The organism is Pantoea sp. DY-5, from assembly GCF_019795955.1.
GTDB lineage: Bacteria > Pseudomonadota > Gammaproteobacteria > Enterobacterales > Enterobacteriaceae > Pantoea > Pantoea leporis.
In genome coordinates this window covers 293,273-309,611 of record NZ_JAIMIE010000004.1, presented here as the reverse complement: position 1 = coordinate 309,611, position 16,339 = coordinate 293,273, and the positions used below count along the sequence as shown (strand labels likewise).

Sequence of the window (16,339 nt, the reverse complement as noted above, 5' to 3'; positions counted from 1 at the left end):
GGATCGTGCATTTAACAATCATATTTTGACAGGTCTCGCCCGAGATTCCCCCCCCTTGTCAGGGGTATTTTTTTGATCTAAAGCACATAACTGGGTTTTATGCTGCAAAAAACAGCGGAGTGGACGGGCAATTGCCCTGGGAAAGTTGGCACGAATTGATAAAATCATTCCATGTAGAGTAAAAATGGAACACATTTCATTTTTAAGATGTCGAGTGAAATCTTTTTCAGAAAATCGCTCTAAAAATGACGTGTTAAAAGGCATAAAAAAAGCCTTAGCGGATAATTACCCAGCTAAGGCTCATTTTTGTCGCTTTTAACAATTAACCGGTATTCCAATTGAGAGGAATTACCAGTAACTGCAACCCTTACTCTTCATCATCCAGTAACAAGGTACCGTCTGGATTAGCACTCAAATTATAAGGATCGTTGGTGGACTGCATGGCATTGAAGATCGCCAGCGCCAGTTCGTTATCGCTGTCGGGATTACGGCACAGCAGATACTGGGTATCAGGCAATACTGGCAAACCTTCTGCCGCGCCCATCACACGCAGTTCTGGACTCATCATCTCAACTGGACGCGCTGTCACACCCAAACCGGCTTTAACCGCTGCACGGACGGCAGCCAGCGTTGAAGCAACATAGGAGATGCGCCACGGAATGCCAGCCTCGTTGAGGTGATCAATGGCCATATCGCGATACGGGCTTGGCTCATCCAACAGAACCAAAGGAATGGCCTCTCCACGCTGGAAGATATAATCTGCCGCGCAGTACCACAATGTTGGTGATGTACGCAGTACCTGATAAGTAAAGTTTCCTGGGCTGGACGTGGTCACAACCAAATCGACTTCACCTTGATTCAGCATTTCCATCATGAACGGGTTGCGCTTAACACGCACATCAATGGCCAGCTTCGGATAGACCGACGTTACGCGGTTAAGCAGGAACGGCAGAATGGTATCTGAAGTATCATCTGAAGCGCCTATGGTCAGAACGCCCTGGATGTTGCTGTACATTAAAGAGGTGCAAGCTTCGTCATTAAAACGAAGGATTTTCCTGGCGTAACCCAGCAGTTGAATGCCATGCTCCGTCAGCAATTTATTACGTCCATGTCTGGCAAACAGCTCTTTACCTACCAATTGTTCCAGACGTTGCATCTGCTGGCTCACTGCGGACTGCGTTCTGCACACGGCGGCAGCGGCAGCTGCAAAAGTGTTCAGATCGGCAACGGCAACAAATGTACGCAGCAGATCGAGGTCGAGATTCAGTATCGGACGATTTGCATTAGTCATGTTTTTTCTTCACTTATAAGATTTTTTAAAACTACTACCCTGGTGTATTACCCGACTTATCAAAGAGATAAGAGGCAATGGTGCTTAATGACAGCCCTGTGTGGAGCTGCCATGAAAAAATTTTGTCAGGCGGATGCCGACGATTGCACCACTCTGAGATCAGAGCAGCGTCGTCATTATAGACAGCAGAACTTCTGGGCCGAAAACGTAAGTCGTACAGGTGCTGGAAGCTGCGTAGTTGTCTATGTCTCCCGCACAAAGTCCCTGCGGGTTAAAAGAAATAACATCATGTTATGTAGATGCGAAGCGATAAAGTGCATCAAATAATAAATTATACTTAATCATTTTTACGCTATAAATGGAAATGTTTTTGTTCAAAACATCGCAATTTTTGACCAAAAGTCTTTTCGCACACATCCTGCCATAATGCTGCTCTTTTTTTAACCCCTCCAGGTTCTGAATATTAAAGACTTACGTTAAAGATACAGCGCAAATGCCATTTTGCGCGTGTTTTACACTGAGTTGCAGCTGACGATGGTGCTTAATCCTGCCAATAAAAAGTGTATGAGAATGAACTCTATTTTGTGACGCCAAACAGTGCTTAATCATTACCAGACAATTTTTCGCCATCCAACAAGATTCATTTAACTATTTCGTCTGGTCGCTAATGTTTTTTTAAGCCAGTTTTGACTGAAAAATTTCTGAATTGTCTCGGATGTAGATGGAAGAAGGCATTTACACGTCAGGCACACCTTACCAGCGTTTAATATTAACATTCTTCACATTTGTGGACTAATGAACCAGATTAATCGATTTCCAATGACTTTTACGCCAAGTGAAGGGGGAAAAAATGGCAAACACGCCAAAACCAAGCGCTGCCCTTCTTTTGTTAAGGTGAGAAGAGTAAATTGGGCGAGTTTGATTTTTGGTGGCAGGTTAAAGGACTCTGCCCATAAAGGCGGTAACAATGAATTTTCAAATTGATAAATCCGGCAAGCTGGAAAATGTCTGTTATGACATCCGTGGCCCGGTACTGAAAGAAGCTAAACGTCTCGAAGAAGAAGGCAACAAAGTTCTCAAGCTGAACATCGGCAACCCTGCCCCGTTTGGTTTCGAAGCGCCTGATGAAATTCTGGTCGATGTCATTCGCAATCTGCCGAGCTCGCAGGGTTATTGCGATTCAAAGGGGCTGTATTCGGCGCGTAAAGCGATCATGCAGCATTACCAGGCGCGTGACATGCGCGATGTCACTGTCGAAGACATCTATATTGGTAACGGCGTATCCGAACTGATTGTGCAAGCGATGCAGGCATTGCTCAACAGCTGTGATGAAATGCTGGTGCCTGCGCCGGATTATCCGCTGTGGACCGCTGCCGTTTCGCTGTCGAGCGGTAAAGCGGTGCATTATTTGTGTGATGAATCAGCAGGTTGGTTCCCTGATCTGGATGATATTCGCAGCAAGATCACCCCGCGCACGCGTGGCATTGTCATCATTAACCCGAATAACCCGACCGGCGCGGTTTACAGCAAAGAGTTGTTGCTTGAGATTGTTGAAATCGCGCGCCAGCACAATCTGATTATTTTCGCCGATGAAATCTACGACAAGATTCTCTACGACGAAGCACAACATCATTCGATTGCTGCGCTGGCACCCGATCTGCTGACGGTGACCTTCAACGGCTTGTCCAAAACTTATCGCGTGGCGGGTTTCCGTCAGGGCTGGATGGTTTTGAATGGTCCGAAGAAACACGCCAAAGGTTACATTGAAGGGCTGGAGATGCTGGCGTCGATGCGCCTGTGTGCCAACGTTCCGGCACAACACGCGATTCAGACCGCATTGGGTGGTTATCAAAGCATTAGTGAATTTATCGCGCCCGGCGGACGTTTGTATGAACAGCGCCAGCGTGCGTGGGAATTGATTAATGATATTCCTGGCGTCAGCTGTGTGAAGCCGCAAGGTGCGCTCTATATGTTCCCGCGTATTGACGCCAAGAAATTCAACATCTTCGACGATCAGAAGATGGTGCTGGATTTCCTGTTGCAGGAAAAAGTGCTGCTGGTTCAGGGCACCGCTTTCAACTGGCCGTGGCCGGATCACGTACGCATCGTTACGCTGCCGCGCGTGGACGATTTGGAAATGGCCGTCAGCAAGTTTGGTCGTTTCCTGCAAGGGTATCGTCAGTAACAAGCTACGAGTATAGTCATCGTATTTCGGGGAAAGCTAACTTTCCCCGCCATACGAACAGGAACCGTCCATGACTCGTAGCCATTTTTTCGCCCACCTCTCGCGCCTCAAACTAATCAACCGCTGGCCATTAATGCGCAATGTGCGCACTGAAAACGTCTCCGAGCATAGTCTTCAGGTAGCGATGGTTGCTCACGCACTCGCCATCATCAAAAACAAAAAGTTTAACGGCAACCTGAACGCCGAGCGCATTGCCATGTTGGCGCTGTATCACGATGCCAGCGAAGTGCTGACCGGGGATTTACCGACGCCGGTGAAGTACTACAACGCGCAAATTGCGCACGAATACAAAAAGATCGAGAAGATTGCACAACAGAAACTCATCGATATGCTGCCGCCCGAACTGCAGGACGCTTATCGCCCGCTGATTGATGAACACTTGCATAGCGAAAGTGAACAATCCGTGGTGAAGCAAGCGGATGCACTCTGCGCCTATGTGAAGTGTCTGGAAGAGTTATCGGCGGGTAATAACGAGTTTTTGCTGGCCAAAGCGCGCCTGGAAAAAACCCTGACGCAGCGGCGCTCGCCGGAAATGGATTATTTTGTTGAGGTGTTTATTCCCAGCTTTAGCCTGTCGCTGGATGAAATCTCACAGGATACGCCGCTGTAAAAAAACGGGCCGCTGCGGCCCGTTACTTTATGCGGTGATCGAAAGGGTAAATTCGCCGCTATCTTCCTTGGTGACGTTTAGCGGTTCAAGCGTTGCCACGCGGAAGGTGACTTCGTCGAGGCGCGGCGCATCGGCTGGCGCATTGATGGCGATCACCGCACTGCCCGCATCCAATCCTGAAATGATACCCGCTGGCGCATCCTCAACCACCACGCATTGCGTCGCCGAAAGCCCCAAACGCTCAGCACCCAACATATAAGGCTCGGGATTCGGCTTACCGAGCTTGATGTTCTCCGCAGTGATGAACACCTCTGGCATGGGTAGATTGGCGGCTTTATGGCGCGCGTGGGCAACAGGAATCGAACCCGACGTCACAATCGCCCATGGGATCTGAAGCTCGTTCAAGGTAGTCAGTAACGCTAATGCGCCCGGAATCGCCTGCACGCCTTGCGTGTCTTCCGCTTCGAGACGTTCAAGCCAGAGAAACTCCGCCTGGATCGCCTCTTCAGATTGTCCTGCCATAAAATGGCGCAGCGAATTGATGGCAGGCTTACCGTGTATATAGCTCAGGACCTCTTCCGCCGACAAACCGTGGCGCTCGCCCCACAATGACCATGCGCGAATCACAGCAGGCAGTGAATCCACCAGCGTACCGTCTAAATCAAACAGAAAACCCCTGTACTTCACGCATAGCTCCTTATTCAGGCATTGATAATCTGCGCGATCTCATTCGCGCTGAGATGATATTGACGCGGACAAGTGTGCCACACCGTTAGCATGCGTTGGTATTTTTCCCACATCGGCGTTTGGGCATTGAAGCCATGTGTGCCGGAATCAAAGTGGGTATAGCGCCCTTCAACGTTCACCATAAAGCGTACGTAGCCGAGATAACGCGCTTCGGTGGCCGCATCAAAGCCGAGAAACGCCAGGCGACGCTCGTCAATCGCGCTGCCATCTTTGAGGTTTGACCAGGAAACATGCAGCGCATGGTGCATTTCCATAATATCGATCAGCAGGCGACAGGTCGCTTCGGTTAGCTCGCCGAACTCTTTATCCAGTTCGCGTAACTGCAAGCCATAGCCGCGTTCAATAATGGTTTGATAACGACGATAGCGCTCGGCGTTATCGGGTTCCAGCATGGCCATCATTTTGTATTGATTGGAGAGGATCAGTCGTTGTGCGTGGGTCATTTCCATGGTTTGCTCCCGGGCCAGGCGGCCGCTTAAGATTTAAACAATGAAGAAATGATTACACAAGGAAAGTGATGCGTGTATGTCCGCACCACTTTTCTTTGATTTGAACCGGGATTTGGCTCAAATTCTCCGGCAGGTAAAAGCGTCAGCGGATCAAAGATCGTCGAGGAAAGTGCGATCGAGCTGTTTAAAAGCACGCTTCAACACATCGGCGAGCGACTGGTATGTCGGCTTACCGTCGACAGGTGCAATCGCCTGCCCCGCTTCTTGCAGTTTGCTACGCACTTCATGGAACCACTGCAGCAGCGTCGGCGGCAACGGCGTCACAGAACGTTTACCCAACCACCATAATCCTTGCATCGGCAGGCTGCAAGCAAACAGCGCGGTGGCAATTGCTGGACCAAGTTGTCCCCCCATCGCGATTTGCCATGTCAAGGTGAAAATCGCCAGCGGCGGCATAAAGCGAATGGCAAAACGCGTTGCATTCACCACGCGATTTTCAGGAAATACCGGCGCCAGGCGCTTGTCTGCAGGCCAGGTCTTCATGTATCGCTGTCCGCGCTGGAACAAGCCGAACCAGCCGGGTTTGTCTGTCTCATTCGCCATGATAGACCTCAACTAAATCTGCAATATTTAAAATAAACCGATAACTACACAACTTTACGTGACATCCTTCAAAAGTTTTTGTCTTTGCGGGTGACAGTGAGTATTCTGACGCCGTTTGAGTAACATTACCGGAAGCTTTAGCTCAATAAAAGAGCGGCCAGAGCCATGTTTCGCTAAGTGCTTATCAAAAATAAGCGTAAAATCACCAAAATTTTTTGCATGTCACTGAATTTTTGACTAGCACATGATGTTTATCATTAACCTACCAGCTTTCATGGGCTACGCTGTTAGTCTGATTGCGTTTTTTTTAGCCACTATTTAACAAAAATAGGTACTTCCATGTCGACGAAGTTAGTTCTGGTTCTGAACTGCGGCAGTTCTTCACTTAAGTTTGCCATCCTTAACCCTGTTACCGGCGACGAATACCTCTCCGGTTTGGCTGAATGTTTCCATTTACCGGAAGCACGTATTAAGTGGAAACTGGACGGCAGCAAACAAGAAGCTCAGCTTGGCGCGGGTGCGGCACACAGCGAAGCACTGAATTTCATGGTCAAAACTATTCTGGCACAAAAACCAGAGCTTTCGGCACAAATCGCTGCAATCGGCCATCGTATTGTTCACGGCGGCGAGCAGCTGACCAAATCAGTCATCATCGACGAATCTGTTATTCAGGGCATCAAAGACGCCTCTTCTTTTGCGCCGCTGCACAATCCTGCGCATCTGATCGGTATAGATGAAGCGCTGAAAAACTTCCCACATCTTTCTGATAAAAATGTCGCGGTTTTTGACACCGCATTCCATCAGACAATGCCGGAAGAGTCCTATCTCTATGCTCTGCCGTACAAATTGTATAAAGAGCACGGCGTTCGTCGCTACGGCGCACACGGCACCAGCCACTACTATGTGACGCAGGAAGCCGCGAAAATGCTGAACAAACCCGTTAGCGAACTGAACGTCATCACCTGCCACTTGGGTAATGGCGGTTCCGTTTCTGCTATTCGCAATGGTCAGTGTGTTGATACTTCAATGGGCCTGACGCCATTGGAAGGTTTGGTGATGGGCACGCGCAGTGGCGACATCGATCCTGCGATTATCTTCTTCCTGCATGATGCCCTGGGCATGAGCGTTGATGCCATCAACAAGCTGCTGACCAAAGAGTCTGGCCTGTTAGGTCTGACCGAAGTCACCAGCGACTGCCGCTATGTGGAAGACAACTACAGCACCAAAGAAGATGCTAAGCGTGCGATGGATGTGTTCTGCCACCGTCTGGCGAAATACATCGGCAGCTACACTGCGCTGATGGAAGGCCGTCTGGACGCCGTGGTCTTCACCGGTGGTATCGGTGAAAACGCGGCGATGGTGCGCGAGCTGGCGCTGCAGAAACTGGGTCTGCTCGGCTTCGAAGTCGATCACGAGCGCAACCTGGCAGCACGCTTCGGCAAATCGGGTTTCATCAACAAAGAAGGCACGCGCCCAGCCGTGGTGATCCCAACCAACGAAGAGTTGGTGATTGCTCAAGACGCCGCGCGTCTCACCGCTTAAAAACACTTCTCTCCGTCAGCTTAGGCTGACGGAGTTGTTTTAGACAGTCTGCAACACCTGAGAGGTTTCTATCGTGTCACGTACAATTATGCTCATTCCTACCGGCACCAGCGTCGGTCTGACCAGTGTCAGCCTCGGCGTGATCCGTGCCATGGAGCGCAAAGGCGTGCGCCTGAGCGTATTCAAGCCAATTGCCCAGCCACGTGCGGGTGGCGATGCGCCAGACCAAACCACCAGCATTATCCGTAAAAGCTCCGCAATTCCTGCCGCAGAACCGCTGCAGATGTCACGCGTTGAGTCGCTGCTTGGATCTAACCAGCAAGACGTGTTGATGGAAGAGATCATTGCCAACTATCACGCAAACGCTAAAGACGCGGAAGTGGTGCTGGTTGAAGGTCTGGTCCCCACGCGTAAACATCAGTTCGCATCTGCTCTGAACTATGAGATCGCTAAAACCCTGAACGCCGAAATCGTCTTCGTCATGGCGCTGGGCAACGATTCTCCGGCGCAGCTTAAAGAGCGTATCGAACTGACGCAAAGCAGCTTTGGCGGCAGCAAAAACAAAAACATCACTGGCGTGATCATTAACAAACTGAATGCGCCGGTGGATGAGCAAGGTCGTACGCGCCCGGATCTGTCAGAAATTTTTGATGACTCCTCTAAAGCCAGCATCGCCAACATCGATCCTAAGCAACTGTTTGCTAACAGTCCGCTGCCGGTGCTGGGTTGTGTGCCGTGGAGCTTTGATCTGATCGCCACCCGCGCCATCGACATGTGCCGTCACCTGAACGCCGATATCATCAACGAAGGTGAAATCCAGACGCGCCGTGTGAAATCTGTCACCTTCTGTGCGCGTAGCATTCCACACATGCTGGAGCACTTCCGTCCGGGTTCACTGCTGGTGACCTCCGCCGATCGCCCTGATGTGCTGGTTGCCGCCTGTTTGGCCGCGATGAACGGTGTTGAAATCGGTGCAGTGCTGTTAACCGGTGGATATCAGATTGAAGCGCCCATCGCACGCCTGTGCGAACGTGCGTTCCAGACCGGCCTGCCGGTATTTATGGTGAAAACCAACACCTGGCAGACGTCGCTTAGCCTGCAGAGCTTCAACCTCGAAGTCCCGACTGACGATACACAGCGCATCGAGAAAGTGCAGGAGTACGTGGCCAGCTTCATTAATGAAGATTGGGTGGAATCACTGACTGCGACGTCCGAGCGCAGCCGTCGCCTGTCTCCACCGGCATTCCGCTACCAGCTCACCGAGCTGGCGCGCAAAGCCGGCAAACGCATCGTGCTGCCAGAAGGCGACGAGCCGCGTACCGTCAAAGCGGCAGCAATCTGCGCCGAACGCGGCATCGCTACCTGTGTGCTGCTCGGCAATCCGGAAGAGATTCAGCGTGTCGCGGCGGCGCAGGGTGTTGAACTCGGCACAGGTATCGTGATCGTGGATCCAGAAGTGGTACGCGAAAACTACGTGCCGCGATTGGTTGAGCTGCGTAAGAGCAAAGGCATGACCGAAGTGGTCGCGCAGGAGCAGTTGGAAGATAACGTGGTGCTCGGCACCATGATGCTGGAGAGCGGCGAAGTTGACGGTCTGGTATCCGGCGCGGTTCACACCACGGCGAATACCATTCGTCCACCGCTGCAGCTGATCAAAACCGCGCCAAACAGCTCGCTGGTGTCGTCGGTATTCTTCATGCTGCTGCCGGAGCAGGTTCTGGTGTATGGCGACTGCGCCATCAATCCGGATCCCAATCCAGAACAGCTGGCAGAGATCGCGATTCAGTCTGCCGATTCAGCCAAAGCCTTCGGTATCGATCCACGCGTCGCGATGATCTCCTACTCAACCGGTAACTCCGGTGCCGGTAGCGACGTTGAGAAAGTACGTGAAGCCACGCGCATCGCGCAGGAAAAACGCCCGGATCTGGTGATCGATGGTCCGCTGCAGTACGACGCCGCGATTATGGAAGACGTCGCCAAATCCAAAGCGCCAAACTCTGCGGTTGCCGGCCGCGCTACCGTGTTCATCTTCCCAGATCTGAACACCGGTAATACCACTTACAAAGCGGTACAGCGTTCTGCCGATCTGATCTCCATCGGACCGATGCTGCAAGGCATGCGTAAGCCGGTGAACGACCTCTCGCGCGGCGCACTGGTGGATGATATCGTCTACACCATCGCATTGACGGCGATTCAATCGCAGCAGGCCGAAGGCTAATCCCCTTCCACGCCCGCCAAAAAAGCATGCACTTCGGTGCGTGCTTTTTTTTGCCCCGTACTTCACTGGCATAAACCTCACGCTGCGCTAACACTGATTGAAGTCTGCCGCTAATTGCGAGGTGAATAATGAGCAACAGTGATGTGCACCGCCGTCGTTTACAAGCCACGCCGCGCGGCGTAGGTGTGATGTGTGATTTCTATGCGGTGAAAGCCGAGAATGCCACGGTTTGGGATCAACATGGCCGCGAATACACCGATTTTTCCGCAGGCATCGCAGTGCTTAACACCGGGCATCGTCACCCGAAAGTGATGGCTGCGGTGCAACAGCAGCTAGAATGCTTTACCCACACCGCATTTCAAATCATCCCTTATGAGAACTACATTCATCTCGCTGAGCGACTAAATGCGCTGGTGCCGATTAGCGGGCCGGTGAAAACCACCTTTTTCTCAACCGGTGCTGAAGCGGTTGAAAACGCGGTCAAAATCGCGCGTGCGGCCACCGGTCGGCCCGGCATCATCGCCTTCACCGGCGCGTTTCATGGCCGCACCAATATGACAATGTCGCTGACCGGGAAAGTGGTGCCGTATAAAACCGGCTTCGGCCCCTTCGCCAGCCCGGTGTTTCACGCGCGCTATCCCAACGCGCTGCACAAGGTCAGCCTGAGCGATGCGCTCGACAGCCTGGAAGCGATTTTCCGCAGCGATATCAGCCCGCAGCAGGTGGCAGCCATTATCTTTGAACCGGTTCAGGGCGAAGGCGGTTTCTACGGTGCGCCGCCAGAGTTTGTCGTTGCGCTGCGGGAGTTGTGCGATCGCCACGGCATACTGCTGATCGCCGATGAGATCCAGAGCGGTTTTGCGCGCACTGGCAAGCTGTTCGCCAGCGACTATTACGCCGTGCAGCCCGATATCATCACCATGGCGAAAAGTCTGGCTGGCGGTTTCCCGCTCTCGGCGGTATCGGGACGCGCAGAAGTCATGGATGCGCCAGAACCCGGCGGCCTGGGCGGAACCTATGCTGGCAGTCCACCGGCGATTGCGGCGGCGCTGGCGGTGTTAGACATTATCGAAGAAGAGGCGCTGTGCAGCCGCGCCAACCAGCTTGGCAGCCGATTAAAACAGACGTTGCAGCGAGCAGATTGTAAAGCGCTGGCGGAAATTCGTGGTTATGGCTCAATGATGGCGGCGGAATTCAATGATGCGGCGGGCAAGCCGTCGGCGGAGATTGCCAAAGCTATTCAGCAGCAGGCGCTGGAAAAAGGTTTGATTCTGCTAACCTGTGGCGTGTACGGCAACGTGATCCGCTTCCTCTATCCGCTGACTATTCCCGATGCGCAGTTCGAGGATGCGTTGGCACTGTTGGCGGGGATTCTGCGGGAACATTAACAATGGTGTATAAGGTCGCCATGAATGGCGACCTTACGGCAAGATTACGCTTCGCTGCTCTGTTTACGACGTGCAGCATCACTGTTTCGGCTCAGCCACAGTGACAGCGCCTTAAGCGAATCATCGGTGAACTCGTCACAGCGCGCGGTGATCTCTTCCGGCGTCATCCAGAAGATCTCATCCACTTCCTCTTCCTGCATGGCAAACGGGCCATGGGAAACGCAGCTGAACAGCCCGCCCCATACGCGGCAATGCTGATCTTCAAAGTAGAACTGACCGTGCTCGGCGAACGGAACGGCCGCGATACCCAATTCTTCTTCCGCTTCACGACGCGCCGATTCCAGCAGGTCTTCGCCACTCTGCACCACGCCACCGGCAGTGGCATCCAGCATACCCGGCATGAAGTCTTTGATTTCAGTACGACGCTGCACCAGAATTTTGCCCATGCCATCGTGCACCACAATATAGGTAGCCCGATGACGCAGACACTGCGCACGCATCTGCGCACGGCTGGCCTGCGCAATGACTTCGTTCTCTTCGTTAACGATATCAACCCACTCGATACCGTCACCTGCCGTTTGATCCACCATCCGTAACCCTTTTCTGTTTTCGGCGTGCCCAGCACGCGCCTGTTTGCCATGCTTTATTAGAATGAGCGGTAAGGTAAAGCGTTCTTTTCGCCATCGCAAGGCGCATCGTGCTCAGCGTGTTTTACCCGATTCCGCTAACCAGAGTTGCACCGAAGCACGCTGCCACTGGAACTCAGCATAGTGTTGCAGCTTCACCGGCAGCGCATCGCCGTGCAGCGCCAGTCGATTAATCATCACAGCTAAATCGGTATCCGCAATCGACCATTCGCCAAACAGATTTTGCTGTCCATCAGGCAAAAGGCGCTGCACCGCAGCAATGAGTTTGTTGGCAGCTTGCTCACCCGCCGGCGTAAGCGGCGCAAAGCGTTCGCCGGCGAACAGCACTTCGGTTGGACGCTCAGAGCGCAGCGCCATTAAGTCGCTGCGCAGCCATGCCTGCACTTCGCGCGCATGCGCCCGTTTCTCACGATCGCGCGGATAGAGCCGCTCGAACTCTGGCGCCGGAAAACGCTCTTCCAGGTACTCAGCAATCGCTGAAGATTCCGTCAGCAGCACATCATCGATTTGCAGCGTCGGCACGCGGCAGGTCAGCGACAGCGCGCGGTATTCCTCATCCCACTGCGCATTCTGCGATAAATCGACGCGCTTAAGGGTGAAGGGAATGCCCTTCTCGGTGAGCGCAACATAAACCGACATGGCGTAAGGGCTGAAAAAGCAAGAATCTGACCACAAAGTAATGGTTGGATAATTCATTGGCTGCCTCAGAAAAGCGTCAGGTGTGCATCATGTTTACCGATTTTTATTTATTAAGGCAATGGTGCGCTGGTCGGATCTTTAGCGGCTAAGACCAGCGCTGACTTTTCCTTTTTCTTCATAAGCGTAAGCCGAGTCACGCCACGCGCACGCTTCTCTTCTATGCTCAATCTGAGCAGATAAAAAATGACAAGGAGGCTCAACATGCATTTACTGATCACCGGCGGCACCGGCCTGATTGGCCGCCATCTGATTCCGCGTCTGTTGCAGCTTGGCCATCAGGTGAGCGTCGTCACGCGCGATGTCGCCGCCGCACGCGAGAAACTCGACGCCAGCGTGGCGCTGTGGTCCGGCATCAATCAGCAAACCGATTTAAACGGTATTGATGGTGTGATTAATCTTGCGGGCGAACCGATCGCCGATAAACGCTGGACCGAACAGCAGAAGCAGCGGCTGTGCGAAAGCCGCTGGCAGATCACCGAGCAGTTGGTCTCGCTGATTCACGCCAGCAGCAATCCCCCGCAATTTTTGATTTCCGGCTCGGCTACCGGCTTTTATGGCGATACCGGCGACTTAGTGCTGACCGAAGAGGATCCAGGCCAGGATGAATTTACTCATACGCTGTGCGCACGTTGGGAACAATTGGCGTTAACTGCACAGAGCGATCGCACGCGCGTCTGTTTGCTGCGCACCGGCGTGGTGCTGGCGAAAGAAGGCGGCGCGTTATCGAAGATGAAACTGCCGTTTAAGCTTGGCGTAGGCGGTCCGATTGGTAGCGGCAAACAGTATTTACCGTGGATTCACATCGACGATTTGGTTAACGCGCTGCTGTGGCTAATCGATCACTCTGAACTGCGCGGCCCGTTCAACATGGTTGCGCCCTATGCGGTGCGCAATGAGCAGTTCGCCGCCACGCTCGGCCATGTGATGCATCGCCCAGCCTTTATGCGCACGCCCGCCAGCGCCATCAAGCTGATGATGGGCGAATCAGCGGTACTGGTGCTCGGCGGCCAACATGTGTTGCCGAAGCGCCTGGAAGAGTCAGGCTTTGGTTTTCGCTGGTACGATTTGGAGGAAGCGTTGCGGGATGTCGTGTAGGGGCGCCATTAATGGCGCCCGCCTATCACAGATTAACTCCTTTGCTGCGCCACGCGTGATTTCACTGCCGCCGGTTCATGCGTATGTCCCGGCTGCGGCACGCGGATGATAAAGGTCAGCACGCCAGCAAACACGTACAGCGCGGTATACGCCCACACCACGCCGACGATATCGAAAAACGGCAGCAACACCGACGCAATCGCGGGCGCGACAAAATTACTCAGTCCGGCCGACAGATTATAAATCGACACGGCGGCGCCTTTGTGATGCGGCTCCAGTGTCGGAAACACTGCGGTCATCGGCACGAAGGCGGCGACAAAAATTCCTAACATCACCGCCGGAATCAGCGCCACCCAGAAGTTATGTCCGGCATACAGCGGCAGGTAGTAAAACGCCAGACTGGAGATGGCCATACCGAGACAGCCAAACCAGCGCACCTGACGGATCCAACCCAGTTTCTCGCCGGTAATGCCCCAGAAGATGTTGGTAAAAATGGTAACGAAGAAGAACACCGCCCAGATTTGCAGCCATTCGGAAATGGTAAAACCAAGACGATCAACGAACAGCAACGGCATGATAATGGCGAAACCAAACAGCGACAGCGTGTTAATGATGCGAATCAGGCAGGCATAAAACACGTGCTGATTGGTAAACAGAATAGTTACCGCCCGCGACATTTCGGTCATTTTATCGCGCATCGGCAAATTGACGCGCGAACGATCAACCGGCACATGGCGCAAGCTGAAATAGGCCAGCACGCCACCACAGGCAACCCAAATAATCGCCAGCCACAGCGTACCGGTTTCGCCGAGCATCGGGATGGTCAGACTCGGTAAATAGCTGCCGACCACACCGATACCAACGGAATACATTGCCCAGAACCAACCGGTGGCGGCCGCCAGTTTTTCACGCGGCAGCACCTGCACCAGCATCATCATGAATGAGTAAATGAATAGCGGATACGCCAGACCGCGAATGCCGTAAAATAGCACCATCAGCGGATAGTTGCGCATGCCAAGTCCCAGCGACATAAACAGCGTGTGCATGACAATCCACAGCACGAAGCCAATCATCATGGCACGCTGGGGCGTAATCAGTTCCGCTACCACCCCCGATGCCCACGCCGCTAGCGCTGCCGCCAGTCCGTAAAAAGTAAATACTACCGCCGACTGCGCTGGCGTGAAGCCCATATCGGTGATGTGACGCGACAGAAATGCCATTTCAAAGCCGTCACCCGCCATAAAAATAGCGATGGCGAGGAAGCCCCAGAACATCTTTTTCGGTAAGCCAAACCAGTAATCATTCGATTGCATCTCATTCATCCTCTGTCTGGAATTATTCAGGCAACAACACTCGCGCCTGCTGCTGTTGTGCATAGAGCGTGCGGAACAGCTGCAATCGCTGCTGCAGCACCTTGCCGCGCGCAGCATCTGGTTGATATCGCGCCTGCACCGGCGGTTTGAGGCAAACTTCGCTCTCCACACCACCCGCAGCCAGCCACGCCAGACGCGCTGCCCCCAAAGCGCCGGACGCGCTGGCGGGATGCGTGACGATCGGCAGTTGCAGTACATCGGCGATCAACTGCGCCCACAACGTGCTGCGCGCCCCACCGCCGGTCAGGCTGCACTGCTGAATCTGGCGCTGCGCATCACCAAGCACCGCGAACCCGTCGGCCAGACCAAACGCCACGCCTTCAATCACCGCATAGCCGAGCAGCGCACGCGGCGTTTCGTGGCGCAGATTGAAGAAAGAACCGGAGGCGTCAGGATCGTTGTGTGGCGTGCGTTCACCGGAAAGATAGGGCAGGAAAACCGGGGCATGACGCCGCTGCTCTTCGCTGAGCTGTGCCATCTCTTCCATCAGTTGGCTTTCGGTAACGGAGAGCAGATTACACAGCCAGCGCAGGCAACTGGCGGCGCTGAGCATCACACTCATCTGGTGCCAGCGTCCGGGCAAGGCGTGACAGAAGGCGTGCACGCCCGATTGCGGATCGGCCAGCAAACGATCGTTGACGACAAAAATCACGCCGGAGGTACCCAGCGAGATAAAAGCATCACCCGGATTAACCGCGCCGACACCAACCGCCGATGCGGCATTGTCGCCACCGCCGCCCGCCACGCAGACCGCGGCCGACAAGCCCCATTCACTTGCCAGATCGGCTTTCAATGGGGCGCTCACCACACTGCCTTCCACCAGCACCGGCATATTGGCGCGCGTGAGGCCGGTGATGGCTAACAGTTCGTCGCACCAGTCGCGCTGAGCCACATCGAGCCACAACGTGCCTGCCGCGTCTGAAGGTTCACTGATAAATTGTCCGGTTAAACGCCAGCGCAGGTAATCTTTCGGCAGCAGCACTTTATCGATGCGACGGAAAATCTCAGGCTCATGTTCCGCCACCCAACGCAGTTTAGGTGCGGTGAAGCCCGGCATAATCATATTGCCGCTGAGCTGCATCATTTCCGGATGTTGGGCACTGAGCGCGGCACATTGCGGCGCGCTGCGTGTGTCATTCCACAGAATGCACGGGCGCAGCACCTTGCCCTGCGCATCCAGCAGCACCGCGCCGTGCATCTGCCCGGACAAACCCATCGCGCGAATCTCGCTCCAGGCCAGCGCGTCCTGCTGGCGCAATCCAGCAAGGACATCACCGCACGCTTGCCACCAGCGCTCGGGATCCTGTTCTGCCCAGTGCGCATGCGGGCGCTGCACGTTGAGCGTGGCGTGATTCGAGGCAATGATCTCACCCTGCGCATTGATGATCAGCGCTTTGAGCTCGGAGGTGCCAATATCAATCCCAAGATACAT

The 16,339-nt window shown here is 53.6% G+C and carries 14 protein-coding genes; 6 read left to right on the top strand and 8 right to left on the bottom strand.

What is annotated here, in order from left to right:
- Nucleotides 1–367 precede the first annotated feature (367 nt).
- Nucleotides 368–1,291 (bottom strand): transcriptional regulator LrhA, encoded by a 924-nt coding sequence (gene lrhA, locus K5Y30_RS15135; protein ID WP_021509211.1) that lies wholly within the window; start codon nt 1,289–1,291, stop codon nt 368–370.
- Nucleotides 1,292–2,258: 967 nt separating this feature from the next.
- On the opposite strand from lrhA, the gene K5Y30_RS15130 reads away from it, so the two are divergent.
- Together K5Y30_RS15130 and yfbR are read left to right on the top strand one after the other, a co-directional pair.
- Entirely contained in the window at nt 2,259–3,476 is a 1,218-nt protein-coding gene (locus K5Y30_RS15130; RefSeq protein ID WP_222211975.1) for a pyridoxal phosphate-dependent aminotransferase, read from the top strand.
- A gap of 70 nt (nt 3,477–3,546) precedes the next feature.
- Nucleotides 3,547–4,146 (top strand): 5'-deoxynucleotidase, encoded by a 600-nt coding sequence (gene yfbR / locus K5Y30_RS15125; protein ID WP_176971187.1) that lies wholly within the window; start codon nt 3,547–3,549, stop codon nt 4,144–4,146.
- Nucleotides 4,147–4,173: 27 nt separating this feature from the next.
- Here the strand turns inward: yfbR and K5Y30_RS15120 are convergent, their stop codons facing one another.
- The 3 genes from K5Y30_RS15120 to yfbV all read right to left on the bottom strand — a co-directional run bounded on the left by K5Y30_RS15120 (nt 4,174) and on the right by yfbV (nt 5,945).
- On the bottom strand, nt 4,174–4,833 hold the full coding sequence (locus tag K5Y30_RS15120) for a sugar phosphatase (protein WP_222184634.1): 660 nt from the start codon (nt 4,831–4,833) through the stop codon (nt 4,174–4,176).
- Nucleotides 4,834–4,847: 14 nt separating this feature from the next.
- Nucleotides 4,848–5,342, bottom strand: coding sequence for a YfbU family protein (locus K5Y30_RS15115; protein WP_008105160.1), 495 nt, complete (start codon nt 5,340–5,342; stop codon nt 4,848–4,850).
- A 150-nt stretch (nt 5,343–5,492) separates the two neighbouring features.
- A complete protein-coding gene (yfbV, locus tag K5Y30_RS15110; protein ID WP_222184632.1) occupies nt 5,493–5,945 on the bottom strand; it encodes a terminus macrodomain insulation protein YfbV in 453 nt (150 codons plus the stop codon).
- 339 nt (nt 5,946–6,284) lie between these two features.
- On the opposite strand from yfbV, the gene ackA reads away from it, so the two are divergent.
- The 3 genes from ackA (at nt 6,285) to K5Y30_RS15095 (ending at nt 11,093) form a co-directional block, all read left to right on the top strand.
- Nucleotides 6,285–7,487 (top strand): acetate kinase, encoded by a 1,203-nt coding sequence (gene ackA / locus K5Y30_RS15105; protein ID WP_101763649.1) that lies wholly within the window; start codon nt 6,285–6,287, stop codon nt 7,485–7,487.
- Nucleotides 7,488–7,560: 73 nt separating this feature from the next.
- On the top strand, nt 7,561–9,705 hold the full coding sequence (gene pta / locus K5Y30_RS15100) for a phosphate acetyltransferase (protein WP_176971183.1): 2,145 nt from the start codon (nt 7,561–7,563) through the stop codon (nt 9,703–9,705).
- A gap of 128 nt (nt 9,706–9,833) precedes the next feature.
- Entirely contained in the window at nt 9,834–11,093 is a 1,260-nt protein-coding gene (locus K5Y30_RS15095) for a 4-aminobutyrate--2-oxoglutarate transaminase (protein ID WP_222211974.1), read from the top strand.
- Between the two features lie 44 nt (nt 11,094–11,137).
- Here K5Y30_RS15095 and yfcD read toward each other — a convergent pair whose 3' ends face one another.
- Together yfcD and yfcF are read right to left on the bottom strand one after the other, a co-directional pair.
- The gene (gene yfcD, locus K5Y30_RS15090) at nt 11,138–11,683 is read right to left on the bottom strand and encodes an NUDIX hydrolase YfcD (RefSeq protein ID WP_007889295.1); all 546 of its coding nucleotides are present in this window, start codon (nt 11,681–11,683) and stop codon (nt 11,138–11,140) included.
- Between the two features lie 111 nt (nt 11,684–11,794).
- A complete protein-coding gene (gene yfcF, locus K5Y30_RS15085; RefSeq protein ID WP_008105173.1) occupies nt 11,795–12,436 on the bottom strand; it encodes a glutathione transferase in 642 nt (213 codons plus the stop codon).
- Between the two features lie 204 nt (nt 12,437–12,640).
- Between yfcF and K5Y30_RS15080 the strand changes: the two genes are divergently transcribed.
- Nucleotides 12,641–13,534 (top strand): TIGR01777 family oxidoreductase, encoded by an 894-nt coding sequence (locus K5Y30_RS15080; protein WP_101763646.1) that lies wholly within the window; start codon nt 12,641–12,643, stop codon nt 13,532–13,534.
- Between the two features lie 32 nt (nt 13,535–13,566).
- Here K5Y30_RS15080 and K5Y30_RS15075 read toward each other — a convergent pair whose 3' ends face one another.
- A complete protein-coding gene (locus K5Y30_RS15075) occupies nt 13,567–14,847 on the bottom strand; it encodes an MFS transporter (RefSeq protein ID WP_192233267.1) in 1,281 nt (426 codons plus the stop codon).
- A gap of 22 nt (nt 14,848–14,869) precedes the next feature.
- A complete protein-coding gene (gene xylB, locus K5Y30_RS15070) occupies nt 14,870–16,339 on the bottom strand; it encodes a xylulokinase (RefSeq protein ID WP_222211973.1) in 1,470 nt (489 codons plus the stop codon).